Source organism: Flavobacterium flavipallidum (assembly GCF_038289905.1).
GTDB classification, from domain to species: domain Bacteria; phylum Bacteroidota; class Bacteroidia; order Flavobacteriales; family Flavobacteriaceae; genus Flavobacterium; species Flavobacterium flavipallidum.
Genome location: NZ_JBBYHU010000013.1, coordinates 38,768 through 57,157, shown reverse-complemented (window position 1 = coordinate 57,157; position 18,390 = coordinate 38,768). Strand labels below are relative to the sequence as shown.

The following is an 18,390-nucleotide window of genomic DNA, read 5'->3' as shown; positions in this document are numbered from 1 at the left end:
CTTTCATTTTTGCATTAACGCTCCCCGGATAACCGTAAGCATCAGGAAAACGAATTTTGATTATACATGTACTTGTAATTAAATGTTATTAAGTTTTTCTGATGTATTGTAAATTTACAAAAAAAAGAACTTGTTTTTATTAAAATAGGTAATTATTATTTGTAATAATGTTAATTTGATAATCAATTACTACTTTGTTTTGCGGAATAAAAGAAAATCTATGGATTTGGGTCTGGTTTTGATTGCACTAAAATTAATTTAGTACAATCATTATTTGATAACTCATTAGAAGGAATTTTTTATACGTTTTCTTTTTGGTAATACTTTTTGAAAAGGAAAAATCCTAAAGCACTTAATGCGATTAACCACCAAATTTGAACAAAGAATACAATAATGTCAAGAAGTACATTCCATCCTGTTTTTAATGAATCCAATAGGCGTATCCCAATATTAGGTTTGTAGTAATTATAATCTTTAGTATTGGCAACCATTGCTTGTTTTACAGATTCGTCTTGGTAAATTTGAATGGTCAAAGTACTGAAATTGATTTGATCCTGCATCGATAGGTTTTCTAATTTGGCCAAATCTTTTTGTTCTTTTTGGTTGGCCAAATCATTTTCGGCACTTATAACATCATTGATTTTTTTGCCTTTGGTGTCAATCGCTTTTTCTACTCTTTTTTCTTTATTAGTGCTTCTTTCTTGTGCGAGCTGGTTTGAAAGCATTTTTAATGAAACATCATCTGCTTTTATGACGCGGTAATTTAGAAAGTCAATTTGTTTTGCAATGCATTTAATAACAGTATCCAGGCGTTTATTAGGAACCCGGATGGTTATGTTGTTTTCTACATTGTATCGGGTTGTTTCAAGTGTGCTGTCCTGACTTATTTTGGTTTCAAATTCATCGATAACGTTACTTTGTAAATTGGTATAAGTTACAAAACCATCAAATTTATTGGTAATATTCTCAATGGCATAGGTGGTTTGAGTTACATTTTTTACTTTAAATTTAATATCTGCTGTACGGACAAATTTTCTGTCACTGCCTTCTTTTTCAACCGCGGCCGATGAGGAAATACTGTCTCTGGCTGCTGTAACAACACTTGTAGGGGCTGCGGATTCCTCCGAAAGTGCTTCACTTTTTTTACAACTAATTATTAACGAAGAGAAAGTTAATAGTACCAAACTACTTTTTGCAATTTTGTTCATAGATTTGATTTTTAAAGTGGATGATTTTTGTTGGTTTGTTTGCGAAATTTCAGATCGGAATTTCATATCAAATATAGGAGGTTTTAGTACGAAAAATCTCTTTTAATAATAATTTAACTATTGGTTCGTTTTATGTAATTTCTTCTAGAGAAGCTATCTTTTTTATTGTAATTTTACTTTTTAAAATTTTGCTTTGAGAACATCCTTTAAACAAGACATAACGCATTTCGCTAATATTAAAAAACAGCTTTTATTGTGGTCACAACAATTTCGGGAAGTGACTTTTATGGATAGTAACCAATACCAGCAAGAGTACTCGAGTTACGATTGGATTTTGGCAGTAGATGCTTTTACTTCTATAAAAACGGATTATTTTAATGCTTTTGATGATTTAAAACAATATCAGCAATCCAGTAGGGATTGGGTTTTTGGTTATTTGTCGTATGATTTAAAAAATGATACTGAAGAATTACAATCAAATAATTTTGATGGCCTAGGTTTTCCTGATTTGTTTTTCTTCCAGCCAAGAAAACTCTTTTTGGCAAAAGGTAACGAACTCGAAATCCGTTATTTGAATTGCTGTGATGATGAATTTGAAGCCGATTGGGAGGAAATTACAACTATTATTACTGATTTTGAAAGTCAGACTCCTAATGTTGAAATCCAACAGCGAATTTCGGAAGAAGCTTATCGGGAAAAAGTGTCTAAAATGTTAGAATATATTCATCATGGCGATACGTATGAAGCTAATTTTTGCATGGAATTTTATGCTGAAAATGTCCAAATAGAACCCGTTGAGACTTTTTTGAAATTGAATGAAATCTCGAAACCGCCATTTGCTGTTTTTTTAAAAAATTACAAGCATTATTTGTTGTCGGCTTCTCCGGAGCGTTATTTGAAAAAAGAAAAAGAGTTGTTGATTTCCCAGCCTATAAAAGGGACAGCCAAACGATTTTCAGATCCAATGGAAGATGAGGCTTCAAAAAATAAATTGGCAGCAGATTCTAAAGAACGTGCCGAAAATATCATGATTACCGATTTAGTACGAAATGATTTATCACATACGGCACAAAAAGGTTCGGTTCAGGTAACGGAGTTATGTGGGATTTATTCGTTCTTGCAAGTACATCAAATGATTTCAACTATCACTTCAAAACTGGATGCACAATATACTGCAGTTGATGCTTTAAAATATACTTTTCCTATGGGAAGTATGACGGGAGCTCCTAAGATTTCGGTGATGAAAATTATTGAAGAATTGGAAGAAACTAAAAGAGGTTTGTATAGCGGTGCTGTGGGTTATTTTACTCCTGAAGGTGATTTCGATTTTAATGTGGTAATCCGAAGTATCTTGTACAATCAGGAGAATAAATACCTTTCTTTTTCGGTAGGAAGTGCAATTACTTCGCTTTCCGTACCTGAAAAGGAATATGAAGAATGTCTATTGAAAGCAAAAGCCATGTTTGAAGTTTTACAATAATTCTAAATCATAGAAATGCTCGATAAACTCAAAGTACACCTCAATCAAAATTTTCCTTTTTTGGAAAATGCTAAGCTTTTGCTGGCTACCAGTGGAGGAATTGATAGTATGGTTTTGGTTCATTTATTACATGAATTGAATTATGATATTGCAATGTCTCACTGTAATTTTCAGTTAAGAGGATTAGAGAGTTTTGGGGATCAAAAGTTTATTCAGGATTATGCTGAGGCAAATGAAATTCCGTTGTTTTTGACGCAGTTTGATACCGAAGCTTTTGCAAAAGATTATAAGCTTTCGACTCAAATTGCAGCTCGGAAATTGCGTTATAATTGGTTTTATGAGCTATTAGAAACTGAAAATTACGATTATATTTTAACAGCTCATCATTCTGACGATGCGATTGAAACTTTTATTATTAATTTGAGCAGAGGAACCGGTTTAGACGGGCTGGTGGGAATTCCAGCGCAGAATGATAAAATTATCCGTCCCTTATTGCCTTTTTCGAGAAAAGAGATTCAGGAATATGCTTCGCAAAATCAGATTCAATGGCGTGAAGACAGTAGCAACGCTTCTGATAAATACCTGCGAAATAAAATCAGGCATCATATTGTTCCTTTGTTGAAAGAATTAAATCCGCATTTTTTGGAATATTTTCAAAAAACAACTAGTTATCTTAAGCAATCTCAAGAATTAGTTGAAGATGCTGCCGTCATGGTTTATCAGCAAGTGGCGAAAGAAGAAGGTGAAAATATTCATATAGATTTACAACAATTATTACGATTACCCAATTATAAATCCTATTTGTACCAATGGTTAAAAGAGTTTGGTTTTACGGCTTGGGAGGATATTTATTATTTAGTAGAAAGCCAATCAGGGAAACAGGTTTTTTCAGCCGATTACCGATTGCTAAAAGATCGAATGCAATTAATTTTGAGTCCGATTCAGGAAGGAGATGAAACCGTATATTTGATTGAAAAAGACACTCAAGAAATTGAAAATCCATTAATGTTAGTTTTTTCAAGAGTGAATGAAATTTCTAAAGCTTCGCATACAACAATTTTTGTTGATGAAGATAAATTGGCTTTCCCTTTAGTTTTAAAACGATGGGAGGAGGGTGACTCTTTCCAACCTTTTGGAATGAACGGAAAAACTAAAAAGCTCAGCAAGCTTTTTAAAGATGAAAAATTATCATTGATAGAAAAAGAAAATGCATGGGTACTTTGGTCAGAAAATCAAATCGTTTGGGTTGTGGGAATCCGTCAGGATGAACGATTTAAAATTGACGATACAACAAAAAAGATTCTGAAAATTGATTTAGAATCATAAACCATAAACATTAACCCAACCAGCCATCTCTGTCTAAACTTCTATATTGAATAGCTTCGGCAATATGATTAGATTGTACTTTTTCAGAAGCTTCTAAATCAGCTATTGTTCGGGCTACTTTCAAAATACGGTCATAGGCTCTGGCGGAAAGATTCAATCGTTCCATCGCATTTTTTAATAGATTTTTAGAATTGTCATCCAAGTAGCAATGTTCCCGAATGAGTTTAGTGTTCATTTGAGCATTGTAATGAATGTTAGGCAGGTTTTCAAATCGTACCGACTGAATTTCGCGAGCTGCAGTCACTCTTTGTCGTATAGTCATGCTGCTTTCGGCTTTTTGATTGTCTGAAAGTTTTTCAAAAGGAACAGGAGTCACTTCGATATGAATGTCAATACGGTCTAACAAAGGACCTGAAATTTTACTTAAATAGCGTTGCATTTCATAAGGTGATGCTGTTTGTGCAGCATTGGGATCGTTAAAAAAACCACTCGGACTCGGATTCATACTGGCAACCAACATGAATGAAGAAGGGTAGGTTACGGTAAATTTGGCTCTGGAAATAGTTACTTCACGGTCTTCCAGAGGTTGGCGCATTACTTCTAGAACGTCCCGTTTGAATTCTGGTAATTCATCCAAAAATAAAACACCGTTATGAGCCATGGAGATTTCTCCCGGTTGTGGATAGCTACCACCACCCACTAAAGCAACATTAGAAATCGTATGATGCGGACTGCGAAAAGGTCGTTGATTCATTAATCCTACTTCTTTCAGCTTTCCGGCTACACTATGAATTTTAGTGGTTTCTAAGGCTTCGTGCAGTGTCATAGGAGGGAGGATGCTTGGTAGGCGTTTGGCAAGCATGGTTTTTCCTGCTCCAGGAGGACCTATTAGAATAATGTTATGTCCGCCTGCTGCGGCAATTTCCATACATCTTTTGATGCTTTCCTGACCTTTGACATCTGAAAAATCAAATTCAGGAAAATCCAAATCTTTGTAAAATTCGGCTCGTGTGTCAATTTTTGTAGGTTCTAAATTGCCTTTTCCTTCAAAGAAATCAATCACTTCCTGAACGTTTTCTACTCCGTAAACATCTAAATCTTTTACTATAGCTGCTTCTTTTACATTGTGTTTGGGTAGAAAAAAGCCTTTGAAGCCTTCTTCTTTTGCTTTGATAGCAATGGGTAAAGCGCCTTTTATGGGTTGTAAACTACCATCAAGGGACAATTCGCCCATTATGATGTATTTATCAATAGCATCTCCTTTTATTTGTCCCGAAGCAACCAGAATTCCTAAAGCTAATGTCAAATCATAAGCAGAACCTTCTTTTCTTAAATCGGCGGGAGCCATGTTGATGGTAATCTTTTTGCCGGGTAATATATATCCGTTATTTTTTAAGGCAGCAGCAATACGATAGCTACTCTCTTTGATTGCATTGTCAGGTAATCCAACTAGATGATAGCCTACTCCTTTATCTATATTTACTTCAACAGTTATAGTTGTGGCTTCGACACCAAAAACGGCACTTCCAAAAACTTTTATTAACATACGGCTCGAATTATATTGAGATAGTTTGATTTAGTAAGATAATATTTAAAAATAAGTAAAATATATTTATGATGTTTAGTTTAAGGTAAAATTTATTTTACTAATAGTTGTTTTGGTTAGTTATTAAGAATAGTTTTTTAGTTAGAGAGTCATTTAAGTTTATGATTTGATTTATTGTTTTTTTGATACACATTATCTGTAAAATCGATATTTTATTAAAAAAAACATTGAGTAAAACTGTTTTTACTTGCATTATTGTAGATTTAGTAAGTTTTTACTTTAATATTTTACAAGAAATTGTTAAAAATTCATGATTTTGAAACATTTGAATTTGATAAATTATTATTTTTTGTGTCTTTTATGGTTTTATGTGTCAAAATTTAGGGGGGTAAACTATGTAAATGATAAAAGTTAAAAGAAATAAGGGGTATTTTTATGGGGGTTATACTTAGTTTTATATTTTTGAGAAAATTTTAAAACCAAAAGAATAATGAGAAAAGTAAGTTTAAGTGTTATTATGATTGCGTTGTTAGTCGTTACACTATTTTCAAGTTTTATTTTAACTGGAAATCCAGTTCCTTCAGAAGCTGTTAAATTTGATACAGGAGATACTGCCTGGATGATCGTAGCTACAGCTTTAGTATTAATCATGACTCCTGGATTAGGATTTTTCTATGGTGGTATGGTTGGTAAAAAAAATGTTATCAGTACAATGTTGCAAAGTTTTATGGCAATGATTATTGTAACAGTTTTATGGATAGTAGTAGGATTTAGTTTGTCTTTTGGAACTACAATAGGCGGAATCATTGGTGATCCTACATCTTATCCATTTTTTCAAGGTGTTGGTGTTAACACAGCATGGAGTTTAGCTGGAACTATTCCTTTTATGTTATTTGCTTTGTTTCAAGCTAAGTTTGCTATCATTACGCCAGCTTTAATCACTGGAGCATTTGCAGAAAGAGTTCGTTTTTGGGCATATATGTTGTTCATGGTTTTGTTTATTTTAGTAATCTATGCTCCATTATGTCATATGACTTGGCATCCTGATGGGTTATTCTTCAAAATGGGAGTATTAGATTTTGCTGGTGGTACAGTAGTACACATGAGTGCTGGTTGGGCTGCGTTAGCTGGAGCTATATTTTTAGGAAAAAGAAAAGTACAAAAAGTTAATCCTGCTCGTATTACATATGTGTTATTAGGAACAGGTTTATTATGGTTTGGATGGTTTGGTTTCAATGCGGGTTCTGCTTTAGGATCTAATGGATTAGCTGTTCAAGCTTTAGGAACAACTACAGTTGCTGCAGCTGCTGCAGGTATGGCTTGGGTATTTATGGATAAAATTTTAGGTCATAAATTATCAGCTATGGGAGCTTGTATTGGAACTGTTGTAGGTTTAGTTGCTATTACTCCAGCTGCTGGATTTGTAAGTTTACCACACGCGATCTTCATCGGTTTGTTCAGTAGTATTGTAAGTAACTTTATGGTGAGTAAATTCCCTAAAGGTAAAATTGATGATGCTTTAGATGTATTTGCTTGTCACGGTGTAGGTGGTATGGTAGGTATGTTGTTAACAGGAGTTTTTGCTTCTAAAGATGTTAACGCTGCTGTTGTTGACCAAGGTCTTATCTTTGGTGAGTCTACATTGTTCATCAACCAATTAACTGCATTAGTAATTGTATCTATCTTTGCATTCTGTGCTTCTTATGCATTGTTCTTCATTGTTAACAAAATCACTCCATTAAGAGTTAGTGAAGATAAAGAAGAGTTAGGATTAGATATCTCTCAACACGGTGAGTTTTTATAATATAAAATAGTCTTTGACTATTAGAAAAAAGCTTAGTTGGAAACAACTAAGCTTTTTTTATTGGTCTCAATTTCGGATTTGAAACCCTGCAATTTATTGCTTTACTTTAGCAATGCGATAAAATTTATATCTTTAGATTATGAGTACAGATTTAAGAAAAGATTCGTACACAGTAAGCAAATTAACATGTCATAGTGTTTCTGTTACTGTTACAAAAATATAAGTTTGAATTTTAATTGGAGATTTTTAAAAAATTGTCGTAAACTTTTGATTCAAATATGTGAAGCAGAGGGAATTTAATTTTAAAAGGAGTATTAGTTCAGATCATTTTCGCAATTATATAGAGTATGCGCCAAATTATATTATTAGTACAATCTTAAAGAAATTTAATGTATGAACTTCAAGAAAATTGCAAATGGAATTTCCAGAATTGAAGAAGTGTTATTGGGGGCGACCTTTTAGGACAAGTGATTACGGAGTTTGGAGTGGTTTAGTACAAGGATATTTTAATTCAAATTATATCCAAATTCTCTAAAAGTATTTCCCTGATTGATATCTCCAGATTGATAACCTTTCATAAACCAATATTTACGTTGTTCAGATGTTCCATGTGTAAAAGATTCTGGAACAATATGTCCTTGAATTTTTGCCTGAATAGCATCATCACCTACAGCTTGAGCTGCACTTAAAGCTTCATCAATATCACCTTTCTCTAGTATATCATTCATTTCCTGATTATAGTGTGTCCAAATTCCGGCATAAAAATCCGCCTGAAGTTCTAAGCATACGGATAATTTATTCGCTTCGACTTTAGATAATCCTTGTTGCATTTCTCTCATTTTTGAAGAAGTTCCCAAAAGTGTCTGAACATGATGTCCTATTTCGTGAGCAATTACATAAGCAGTAGCAAAGTCTCCTCCTTTAGCACCAAATCGGGTTTTTAGTTCTTCAAAAAAGGTCAAATCCATATATACTTTTTGATCTCCTGGACAATAAAAAGGACCAGAATCAGATGTTGCGTTTCCACAGGCTGTTTGAACACCACCACTAAACAATATTACGGAAGGTTTTTTGTAGTTCAGATTGTTTTCTTCAAAAATTCTTGACCAAACATCTTCATTATCAGCTAATAATGTCTTTACAAAAGCCTGCTCTTCCAGTTCTTGACTCGTCAAATCTCGTTGTTCAATTGTTTGTTGATTTTGACCTTGATTCAATTGTTCCAATATAGGTGTAATCATTTGAGCATTTTCTCCTCCAAAAAGATTGATTAGTAATATGATAATACCTAGAACTCCACCACCTACTAATGTTTTTCCTCCTGAAGTCATTCCTCTTCGGTCTTCCACATTATCACTTTGTCGTCTGCCTTTCCATTTCATAATCTTAATTTTTAGTTGGTTGTTATTTAATCCATTGGAGTAGCTTTTTTTCAACGATTCCCTTTACAATTGGTTTTGAGATATAATCATTCATTTGCATTTCAAAGCATTTGTTTTTTTCATCTTTTTCAGTTCCTGCTGTAATGGCTATAATTGGGACTTCTTTACCGCTTGGAAGTTTTCTGATGGCAACAGAAGCTTCATAACCATTCATTACAGGCATTTGAATATCCATGAAAATAATATCTGGATTGATTTTATCAAAATTATCTACAGCCTCCTGACCGTTTGATGCTTCATAAATAAATGCTTCAGGAATACTATTTTTAATGATTGTTTTTAATAACAGCATATTAATTTTGTTGTCTTCAACCAATAAGATTTTTGCTTTTTCCAGATTTGGATTAACAGTTGTAATATTGGTGTTGGCAACTTCAATAATTTTTTTAGTTTTTCTTTGGTTTGATTCTGATTCATTAGTTGTTTTTAAATCAATATCAAAGTAAAAACAGCTTCCTTTTCCAATTTCACTTTTTAGTTGTAATTTACTATTCATTAAATTAAGGAGTTTGTTTGAAATGGTTAATCCTAATCCAGTTCCTCCAAATTTTTTGGTTGTAGAGCTATCTTCCTGTGAGAAAGCTTTAAATATTTTTTTCTGATTTTTTTCTAAAATTCCAATACCGGTGTCAATTACTGAAAAACGAATTTTTGATTGAGTTTCAGAGGTGGTTTCTTTTAAATTGATTATAAGTTTTACGCTTCCTTGTTCGGTAAATTTAACGGCATTAGATAGTAAATTGATAAGAATCTGTTTAATTCTAACAATATCAATCCAGGCATAGTAAGGAACTTCTGAGTCAATATTTAATTCTAATTTTAGGTTTTTTTGATTGGCTTCATATTGGATTAAATCAATAACCTGATGCATTAATTCCTTTATTTCATGTTTTTCAATATATAAATCGAGTTTTCCTGCTTCAATTTTTGAAAAATCTAATATGTCATTAACAATTTCTAATAAAGTATGTGCCGATTGATTAACCGTAACCATATGTTTTTCCTGGATTTCATCTAACTTGGTTTTCATTAATAAATCTGTAAATCCAATAATTCCATTCAAAGGTGTTCGGATTTCGTGGCTCATATTGGCTAAAAATTCTGATTTAGCTCTATTGGCTGTCTCTGCGTATTCTTTAGCTTTAATAGCTTCCTCAGCTTCTTTCCGTTTGGTGATATCCAGCATGATTCCTTCGATATATTTGATTTCGCCGTCTTTAACTACTGTATCTGCAAATTCATCTATCCAAACAACTTCTCCTTTTTTATTGTGAATGCGATAATTGAGATGAAAAGCTTCTAATTTAGATAGTTTTTGAGCTGATTTAATGAGTGTTTTTTCTACATCTTCAGGATGAATTAAATCTTTAAAACGTATTCTTTTTTCAAGGAAATCCTCTTTTGGATAACCAGTTAGTTTTTCAATTTCATCATTTAGATATATTTTACTGTAATCCTCATCATTTTCAGATAAGTAAACAGTTCCCGGAATATTATTAGCTAATAATCTAAATTTTTCCTCACTTTCATAAATAGCTATTTCGTTTTGAATACGTTCTATGGAGGAACCAATATTTAATGTAAGTGTTTGTAAAATTTGCAATTCGTCTTCTGCCCATTTACGATCTTCATTCAAATCGTTTAAGCCTAGTATTCCATAGAATTTATTTTTGACATAAACTGGAATTAAAATTAATGAAGCTACATCTAAGGCTTGGAGATTTTGTTTTAATATTGGATCTTCAATATTGGAAATCACTGTATGATAGGCTCTGTTTTCAATATTTTGAGGATCAAAATCTTTAAAATAGGAGTAAGGTAAATTCTGGTAATTTGGGTTTAAAGTATCTAATGTTTCACTATCTTTTGTCCAACGATATTTTTGGCTAATGGTTTTGTTTACATCATCAATTTGATAATAAAAACTACGATAGGATTTTGTTGCTTTTCCGATGATGATAAGCAGGTCAGTGAAAATTTCATCGATGTTTTTTACTTTTAGAAGCTTTTGGGTACATAGGTTCATTGCCGAAAGCAAATCACTTTTGTAAGTCAATTTTTGTTCTACTTCTAATCTCCTTTTAGATTCAAAGGCAATAGTTATACTGTCAGCAATGGCTCTGGCAAAGTTAATATCTTCATTATCCCAATGTTTAATAGTATTAGTGACTTCAATACAAAGTATACCTATTAGTTTTCCATTGATAAAAACCGGTGTGTCTATCATGGAACAAATATTTTGTTTTTTAAGGTAATCATTGTACAATTCGGCTGTTATAGGATTGTTTTTTACATCCGAAGCGACGATAGGGGTCTTTTTTTCTATTGATTCAAAATATTTTGGGTAGTGTTCTCTTTTAATTTCACATCCATTAGTAAATTTATTTGTCTTTAAATCATAGAATTGAATACATTTAATTTCATCATTATAATATTCCCAGTAACTAACTCTGCTAGCATCAATTGTTTTTGCCGTGTTTTCCAGGATTAATTTTAATTTGGTTTCTAATGTTTCTTCAATAGAATAACTTTTTGCAGTAAATTCTTTTAAATTTTCATTGTATTTTTTGTTTTTTTCATCTCTTTTTTGTTTCTCAATATCAACATTCTTTAAAAAGCTAATATCTCTGGCAATACCTGAAAATCCTGTTGTTAGACCTAATTCGTTACGGCTTATTATAATCTTTTGAGCAATCCAAATTATGGTTCCGTTTTTTTTCAAAATTGGAATTTCAAGGGTAGGAAATTCCATTTCAGTATCTTCATTTATTTTATAAAATGATTGTAAAATTCCGTGGTAATCTTCACGTATAAATAAGGAATAGTGTTTTTTAATAATATCTTCTTCATTATACCCCAGCATCTTAAGTGTGTAGTTATTTACAAATTCAATATTGCCACTTAAATTTAATTCGTAAATGAAATCCTGAGCATTTTGAACAAGATTTTTATATTGATTTTGAATTTGGATTTCAGTACTTATGTCTTGTCCAATTCCAATGATAAGATTGTTTGAAAATTGTTTGTTTTGCCATTGAATGTGTTTTATTTCTCCATTTTTACATTTCAGTTTTCTTATGAAAACTTTGTCGTTAATCTGGCTTTCAAAAGTTTCAGCAATTGTTATTTCAGGTTGATCTGTTAATTGATAATAACCATAATCCATTAATTCCTCAGAAGAATAACCTAAGATGGTTTTTGCATTTTTACTACAGAAGACAATTTTATTGTTTCTGTCTTTGGCCATAATTAGAGAGTTTCCTCTATTAATGATTTGATTATAAAATTGGAATTTATTTGTCAAGTCTTTTATTGACATGTTACGAATGAAATTGATAAAAATTACAATTAATGTGTAATTAAAAATCACAGTAACCCTGTTTACCGGTGCTAATTTTAATAATGAGATACCAATAAGAAAACATAATTCAAAAAGAATAAATAGCCAATAAAGTCTTTGGGGTTTAAGTGTGGTAAATGAGAAATAAGTAAATAATAGAAAACTTAAAAACGGTATGTTATCATTTTCAAATTTTACGATGTTTCTACAAACATATAGAAATGCAATAAAAAAAACGATTCGGAAGATTTTTTTTATGTTTTCAAAAATAAATTTTGATTTAGTGCTAAGGTAGGAAACAGTAATTAAAAAGAAAGCAATGCTCACATTTGTCACCAGCAAGCTTTCAGGTCTTAACTTAAAATATTCAAAACTTAACTCTAGAATCAAAACTATAATTCCCAGAAAAAGAAAATAAAGCTGGTATTCTTTTTTTTCGGCATTTTCAGGATTAAAGTTTTTTATGTATTTATTTCCAAAAGCATATTTGATTTTATGAAATTTATATATTAATAGAAATATGATAAAAAAAACAAATGGAATTACAGTACGATATAAATTTTTATCAATTGGTAAATGGGTCATAATTTCAAACATATCAATTGATGAAAAATTATTGCTTCCACTGGTAGTAATACTGTTTGAAAATGTTTGCAACATAAATTTATATACTAATGCCATATTTGAATTAAAATCTAAAAATAGCGGTGAAATTTATTTTTTAAAATAACTAAAATGGAAAAATTTGTTTACAATATATTAAAAAAAAACCAAAGTGTTTTTAAGAATAATTATTTAGATATTATTATTCAAAACCAATAACTGATTTATAAATAGCATAATAGCATGAATATAAAAAAGGCAAGGTGAAAAATAAACCAATAAAGAACATGAAAAAACCAGTCAACAAAAATAAATAAACTACAATCAACAAACCTAAAAATACAAGTGGTTGTTTTGAAACCAAATTAAAACTTGTATTTATAGCTTCAAAGGCTTTGAAATTGCTGAAAATTATTAATGGAACAGTGAGCATGCTTAGTATAGTAATTGCAATAGATCCTATAAATCCTAAGATAGGAATTCCGGTAGCATCAAGAACAGAGGAAATTCCAATATTTAAAAGTGCAAGGCTTAAAGTGGCTGTAAAAAGTTCTTTAAAATAATTGAATTTGTAATATTCAAAAGCAGTTGAAACATGAAATTCTTCATCTATGTCAGCACAACGAGCCATTTTGATAATTCCAGCTAAAAAAGGACTTGCAATACAGCTAAAAAAAGTTACAGAAGCGATATAAGTCATTAGAAATTCATCAGAAAACTTTTTAGGATCTAGATTTTCGGGTTTTAAAAGTTCCTGTAAATTATCTAACCCAAATGTAAAGGCAATTATTAGTAACGAAATGATTCCTAAAAAAGTGATGGAAACCAAAAACAATAAACCGGCATATATCGCAATTTTTTTATAATTTTCAAATGCAAGATTAAAAACGCTTTCAAAAGTTATTTTGTAACCATTGGATTTTAGTTCCTGTATTCTTTCTCTATCAGTTTTCATAGGTTTAAAAATAATTGTTTTGTGAATTGTTAGTTGGTTTGATTTTTTGAAATTACTGTACAGCATTCCATATTACATCATCTGGAGTAGGTGCTTTTATTGTTAGTGTTTCTTTTGAAACCGGATGAACAAAAACTAATTTTCGCGCATGTAAATGAATACCGCCATCAGGATTGCTACGGTCAAAACCGTATTTCAAATCGCCTTTTATTGGCGAACCTATGGCAGCCAATTGTGCTCTAATTTGATGATGCCTTCCCGTATGTAAATTGATTTCTAATGCAACATAATTGTTGAGCTCTTTTATGATTTGGTAATCTAAACTGGCAACTTTACTATCAGGAACTTCTTTTAAATGCGCTTTAGACGTATTGTTTTTTTCATTCCTTTTTAAATAATGAACTAATTTGGCTGTTGCTTCTAAAGGTTTGTTTTTTACAATAGCCCAATAGGTTTTTTGTGTTTCTCTGTTTTTAAATAAATCATTTAATCTTGTTAAAGCCTTTGAAGTTCTGGCAAAAACTACAATTCCGGTTGTAGGACGGTCTAAGCGATGAACCACGCCTAGAAAAACTTCACCAGGTTTGTTGTATTTTTCTTTAATGTATTCTTTTACAACTTCGCTAAGGGGTTTGTCTCCCGTTTTATCACCCTGTACAATATCACCAACACGCTTATTAATTACGATGATATGATTGTCTTCGTGTAAAACCTGAAGATTATTTTTGTTTGAAAGTACTTTCATTAATTTGCTAAATTTAACTGCAAAAATAGTGGTTTTAAAATTGTTATCTTTCAAATAAAAGAAGCTATTAATGCTTTTTTGAAAAATTTAGAAAAGTGTTAATTGAATACAAAAAACATTGCCCGAAACAGTTTTTCGCTATGTAACGAAAAGCTGTTTCGGGCAAATTATATGAATTACTATTATCTAAAGATTTTAAAGAACTTTTAATACTGTTCTTTTTCGTTAGGGAAATCTTTTGATTTTACATCTTCTACATATTGGCTGATGGCCGAAGTCATTCCTTCGTAAAGATTCATATAACGTCTTAAAAATCGCGGACTGAATTCATTGTTCATTCCCAGCATATCATGAATTACTAATACTTGTCCGTCAACTCCCGAACCGGCACCAATCCCAATTACAGGAATCGAAATACTTTCAGCAATTTGTTGGGCTAATTTGGCAGGGATTTTTTCTAAAACTAAAGAGAAACAACCTAGTTTTTCTAAAAGTTTAGCATCTTCGATTAATTTTAAAGCTTCCTGTTCTTCTTTTGCTCTTACGGTATATGTTCCAAATTTATAGATAGACTGAGGAGTTAATCCTAAATGTCCCATAACCGGAATTCCGGCATTTAATATCTTCTTGATGGAATCTTTGATTTCTTTTCCACCTTCTAATTTTACAGCATGACCGCCACTTTCTTTCATGATTCGGATAGCAGAGCGCAAGGCTTCTCTAGGGTCTGACTGATAACTTCCAAAAGGCAAATCGACAACAACTAAAGCTCTGTCAGCACCTCTTACTACAGACGAAGCATGATAAATCATTTGGTCTAGGGTAATAGGAAGTGTCGTTTCGTGTCCTGCCATTACATTAGAAGCTGAATCTCCTACAAGTATCACGTCGATACCAGCAGAATCAACAATTTTAGCCATTGTAAAATCATAGGCAGTAAGCATAGAGATTTTTTCTCCCTGTGCCTTCATATCAATTAAGGACTTTGTCGTAATTTTTTTATAGTCTTTTTTCGCTGTAGACATAGTAATAGTTTTAGGAACTGCAAAAGTAGTAAAACAAATTTGGATGAAATGTAGAAAAGCTAATTAACTATTTAATCCCGCATTTTTCACTTAGCCATTTCATGGATTGATCATCTGTTTCTCCAAATCGCCAGTGTGCCGAAATAGGAGTAATAACGATTTCTTTAGGAGCCGTCACCGAATTAAATGCTGCAAGGGTAGAAGTAGGCGAACAGGTATTGTCATTATATCCCGAGGAATAAAAACCGGGAATTTTGATTTTTTTAGCAAAATTAACTACATCGTAATATTCCATAGTGCTTATTTTTTCCGGGCTGTTGTTTTGGTATTTATCACTAAACATAGAAGGCCAGCCTCCGGCACGATTGTATAAAAAACCTGAATTATCACTCAGAGCAGGATAAAAAGCTGAAATATAATTGACTCTGTTATCAATTCCTGCCGTTACAATGGTAAGCGCTCCACCCTGACTGCCACCGGTTACAACCACATTTTTTTGGTCATATTCTGGAAGACTGGTCAGGAAATCGATAGCGCGAACACAACCCAAATAAACAGCTTTGTAATAATAATTGTTTTTGTCATTTAAATTGATTGCCCAATAATCACTTAGGTTTTTTCTCATTTCCTGAAAGTCACTTTCATTCATTTCCGGATTGACTCCGTGAATTTCGGTGGTGAAACTAATAAAACCTTTTTCGGCATAAGAGGTAAAAGGTACTATCTTTTTTACTCCGGCACCAGGAGGATTAAATAAAACGGGATGTTTTTTGTTGTCTTTGGGTTTACTCAAATAGCCGTAAAAATAGTGTCCTAATTTGTAATTCTGTAAACGCACCAAATAAATGTCAACTGTAGTTGTCGATAATTCGGGTTTGTATGTGACTTGAGCATCCATTGGGATTTTGTTGTTCTCCGCTTTTGCTTTGTCCCAAAATACATCAAAATCTTTTGGCAGCTTTACTGTTGGTTGAATTTGAAAAGGAGCATAGCCGGCTTTGATTTCGTTTTTGTAAATATAACCATCAATTTTTGCCTGTACTTTTAGCTGACGAAAACCTGGATTATTCATCGTACCAATGTTGATTTCGCCAACACCATTTTCTAATTTAAGTGTTCCTTTTTTCTCGGGATTTAATTGTTCCGGACCATATTGGTATTCTATTTCGGCATTTTCGACAGCTGAGCCATATCGAAGCACGCTGATTTTTACAGTAGCCTCTTCATTGAGTTTGTAGTTCCAATCAGAATGATTAGCAGTAAGAATAATATCTACTAGTTTAATTGGAGCAGGAGTGTTTTGTGCTTTTAAAGTGATACTTAATAATCCCAGAAATAATGAAAAATGAGCGAGTAGTTTCATAATGTAATCAGGTTTTAAATTGTAAAGGGTATAATACCGAACATATTATACCCTTTGTTGATTAGTTTTGCTAATTTAGAAATTTAGCAATGATTATTTAATGGTTTTGTTGTTCACCACTACATTTTTAAGTTTTAAACCAGTGATGATGCTCTTGTCCATAGTATCTTTTTTGGCTTCAATCTTTAAGTTTTCAAAAGTGAAGTTGCTTAATCTGTCGTATTCTGTGATTGCCATATCATAGAAAACATCACATTTTATATTGATATTTTTCATAGTGATGTTGTCACAATAAGATAAAGGAACATCTTTTCTTCCTTTTAAGTCAAAAAACTGAGTCCATGGTTTTACATAAATCATACTTTTAGCATAACCTGTAATGTTTTCTACAGTAATGTATTCGTATTTTTGAGGAGTATCCGGACGCATTTTTAGCCATAAAAGACGTATTGCATTATCGACCGTACAGTTACGAACAATAATATTCTTGTTGTGAATTGCTTCACTACCGGAAGTCAAAGCACCATGGCAGAATCCAAAATTACAGTTTTCAATAATGATGTTTTCGTTTCCACCGTTGCTGGCATCTTTATCTGCCCAAGGACCTTTTCCGCCTTTTAGAGCAATAGCGTCATCGTTTACCGCCATATAACAACCTTTAATCAACATGTTAGTACACACATCAATATCAATTGCGTCAGTGCTTGGTGCTTTAACAGGTTCGTGTGGTGAGGTAATATGTAAATCAAGAATTTTTACATTATTGCATTGGTAGTAATGACTGGTCCAAAAACCGGAATTGTGCAATTTCACATCCTGAACCTGAACATTATCACATTTCCAAATAAATACTAAACGCGGTCTCGAAACTTCAAGATTCGTACAGTTTGGATTTTCTTTTCTTCTTTGCCAAAAAGCTTCCCAATATTTCAATCCGTTACCGTCGATGGTTCCTTTTCCGGTAATAGTAAAACCGTTAATTCCGTAAGCATTTACTAAAGCAGTAAAATATTCAATACTTTGTCCTTCAATACGGGAAGGCATAAACGGATAATCATTAATGTTATCGGAACCTTTTAAAATAGCTCCTTCAGATACATGCAAATGGGTGTTGGGTCTAAAAAACAAAGCACCGCTCATAAAAGTTCCTTTTGGAATAACTACAACACCACCTCCATTGCGGTAGGCTTCGTCAATTGTTTTTTGGATTGCAGCAGTTTGGACAATTGTACTGTCATTTTTTGCTCCATAATCGGTGATAGAAAAGAATTTTCCCAGATTAACAGGGTTGATTTTTGATGCATCATGAAACCAATCTGGAATTTTTGTTCCGTCAGGAAAAAGATCTTTATTGTTTTTTTGCGAAAATGTTTTAGGAGTAATTGCCAGTAAAGCAAACAGGAATAAACCGATTTTTTTCATTTTGTTTAATAATGGTTAATATAGCTGGTTTCCCAAAATGAAGTTTATTAAATAAACGTAGCATTTGAGAAAAACGAAGATATGAAAATAAAAAGGAAATATACATCCTGTATCCTAAACAGGATACTCCG

Annotated in this window: 12 protein-coding genes; 3 read left to right on the top strand and 9 right to left on the bottom strand. The window is 32.2% G+C overall.

What is annotated here, in order from left to right; genetic code table 11:
* Positions 1-299 precede the first annotated feature (299 nt).
* Positions 300-1,208, bottom strand: a complete 909-nt coding sequence (locus tag AAEO59_RS08400; RefSeq protein WP_341700289.1) for a DUF4349 domain-containing protein — start codon at positions 1,206-1,208, stop codon at positions 300-302.
* 193 nt (positions 1,209-1,401) lie between these two features.
* Between AAEO59_RS08400 and AAEO59_RS08395 the strand changes: the two genes are divergently transcribed.
* Both AAEO59_RS08395 and tilS read left to right on the top strand, forming a co-directional pair.
* Positions 1,402-2,688 carry an anthranilate synthase component I family protein gene (locus AAEO59_RS08395; RefSeq protein ID WP_341700288.1) on the top strand — a complete coding sequence of 429 codons (1,287 nt, stop codon included), beginning with the start codon at positions 1,402-1,404 and terminating at the stop codon, positions 2,686-2,688.
* A 15-nt stretch (positions 2,689-2,703) separates the two neighbouring features.
* Positions 2,704-4,014: a tRNA lysidine(34) synthetase TilS gene (tilS, locus tag AAEO59_RS08390; protein WP_341700287.1), complete on the top strand. Its 1,311-nt coding sequence runs from the start codon at positions 2,704-2,706 to the stop codon at positions 4,012-4,014.
* Positions 4,015-4,024: 10 nt separating this feature from the next.
* Here the strand turns inward: tilS and AAEO59_RS08385 are convergent, their stop codons facing one another.
* Positions 4,025-5,560, bottom strand: coding sequence for a YifB family Mg chelatase-like AAA ATPase (locus tag AAEO59_RS08385; protein WP_341700286.1), 1,536 nt, complete (start codon positions 5,558-5,560; stop codon positions 4,025-4,027).
* 490 nt (positions 5,561-6,050) lie between these two features.
* On the opposite strand from AAEO59_RS08385, the gene AAEO59_RS08380 reads away from it, so the two are divergent.
* The gene (locus tag AAEO59_RS08380) at positions 6,051-7,364 is read left to right on the top strand and encodes an ammonium transporter (protein WP_341700285.1); all 1,314 of its coding nucleotides are present in this window, start codon (positions 6,051-6,053) and stop codon (positions 7,362-7,364) included.
* Positions 7,365-7,870: 506 nt separating this feature from the next.
* Here the strand turns inward: AAEO59_RS08380 and ypfJ are convergent.
* The 7 genes from ypfJ to AAEO59_RS08345 all read right to left on the bottom strand — a co-directional run bounded on the left by ypfJ (position 7,871) and on the right by AAEO59_RS08345 (position 18,259).
* Positions 7,871-8,746, bottom strand: coding sequence for a KPN_02809 family neutral zinc metallopeptidase (gene ypfJ / locus AAEO59_RS08375; RefSeq protein ID WP_341700284.1), 876 nt, complete (start codon positions 8,744-8,746; stop codon positions 7,871-7,873).
* 22 nt (positions 8,747-8,768) lie between these two features.
* The gene (locus tag AAEO59_RS08370) at positions 8,769-12,827 is read right to left on the bottom strand and encodes a PAS domain S-box protein (RefSeq protein WP_341700283.1); all 4,059 of its coding nucleotides are present in this window, start codon (positions 12,825-12,827) and stop codon (positions 8,769-8,771) included.
* A gap of 124 nt (positions 12,828-12,951) precedes the next feature.
* On the bottom strand, positions 12,952-13,704 hold the full coding sequence (locus AAEO59_RS08365; RefSeq protein ID WP_341700282.1) for a hypothetical protein: 753 nt from the start codon (positions 13,702-13,704) through the stop codon (positions 12,952-12,954).
* A 52-nt stretch (positions 13,705-13,756) separates the two neighbouring features.
* On the bottom strand, positions 13,757-14,449 hold the full coding sequence (locus AAEO59_RS08360; protein ID WP_341700281.1) for an RluA family pseudouridine synthase: 693 nt from the start codon (positions 14,447-14,449) through the stop codon (positions 13,757-13,759).
* Between the two features lie 206 nt (positions 14,450-14,655).
* A complete protein-coding gene (panB, locus tag AAEO59_RS08355) occupies positions 14,656-15,474 on the bottom strand; it encodes a 3-methyl-2-oxobutanoate hydroxymethyltransferase (RefSeq protein WP_341700280.1) in 819 nt (272 codons plus the stop codon).
* A 67-nt stretch (positions 15,475-15,541) separates the two neighbouring features.
* On the bottom strand, positions 15,542-16,837 hold the full coding sequence (locus tag AAEO59_RS08350; RefSeq protein WP_341700279.1) for an acetylxylan esterase: 1,296 nt from the start codon (positions 16,835-16,837) through the stop codon (positions 15,542-15,544).
* Between the two features lie 93 nt (positions 16,838-16,930).
* Entirely contained in the window at positions 16,931-18,259 is a 1,329-nt protein-coding gene (locus tag AAEO59_RS08345) for a rhamnogalacturonidase (RefSeq protein WP_341700278.1), read from the bottom strand.
* Between the last annotated feature and the right edge of the window lie 131 nt (positions 18,260-18,390).

Coding starts and splice junctions, on each gene's coding strand:
- AAEO59_RS08400 (WP_341700289.1), bottom strand. CDS start 1,208: ATGAACAAAATTGCAAAAAGTAGTTTGGTACTATTAACTTTCTCTTCG.
- tilS (WP_341700287.1), top strand. CDS start 2,704: ATGCTCGATAAACTCAAAGTACACCTCAATCAAAATTTTCCTTTTTTG.
- AAEO59_RS08385 (WP_341700286.1), bottom strand. CDS start 5,560: ATGTTAATAAAAGTTTTTGGAAGTGCCGTTTTTGGTGTCGAAGCCACA.
- AAEO59_RS08380 (WP_341700285.1), top strand. CDS start 6,051: ATGAGAAAAGTAAGTTTAAGTGTTATTATGATTGCGTTGTTAGTCGTT.
- ypfJ (WP_341700284.1), bottom strand. CDS start 8,746: ATGAAATGGAAAGGCAGACGACAAAGTGATAATGTGGAAGACCGAAGA.
- AAEO59_RS08370 (WP_341700283.1), bottom strand. CDS start 12,827: ATGGCATTAGTATATAAATTTATGTTGCAAACATTTTCAAACAGTATT.
- AAEO59_RS08365 (WP_341700282.1), bottom strand. CDS start 13,704: ATGAAAACTGATAGAGAAAGAATACAGGAACTAAAATCCAATGGTTAC.
- AAEO59_RS08360 (WP_341700281.1), bottom strand. CDS start 14,449: ATGAAAGTACTTTCAAACAAAAATAATCTTCAGGTTTTACACGAAGAC.
- panB (WP_341700280.1), bottom strand. CDS start 15,474: ATGTCTACAGCGAAAAAAGACTATAAAAAAATTACGACAAAGTCCTTA.
- AAEO59_RS08350 (WP_341700279.1), bottom strand. CDS start 16,837: ATGAAACTACTCGCTCATTTTTCATTATTTCTGGGATTATTAAGTATC.
- AAEO59_RS08345 (WP_341700278.1), bottom strand. CDS start 18,259: ATGAAAAAAATCGGTTTATTCCTGTTTGCTTTACTGGCAATTACTCCT.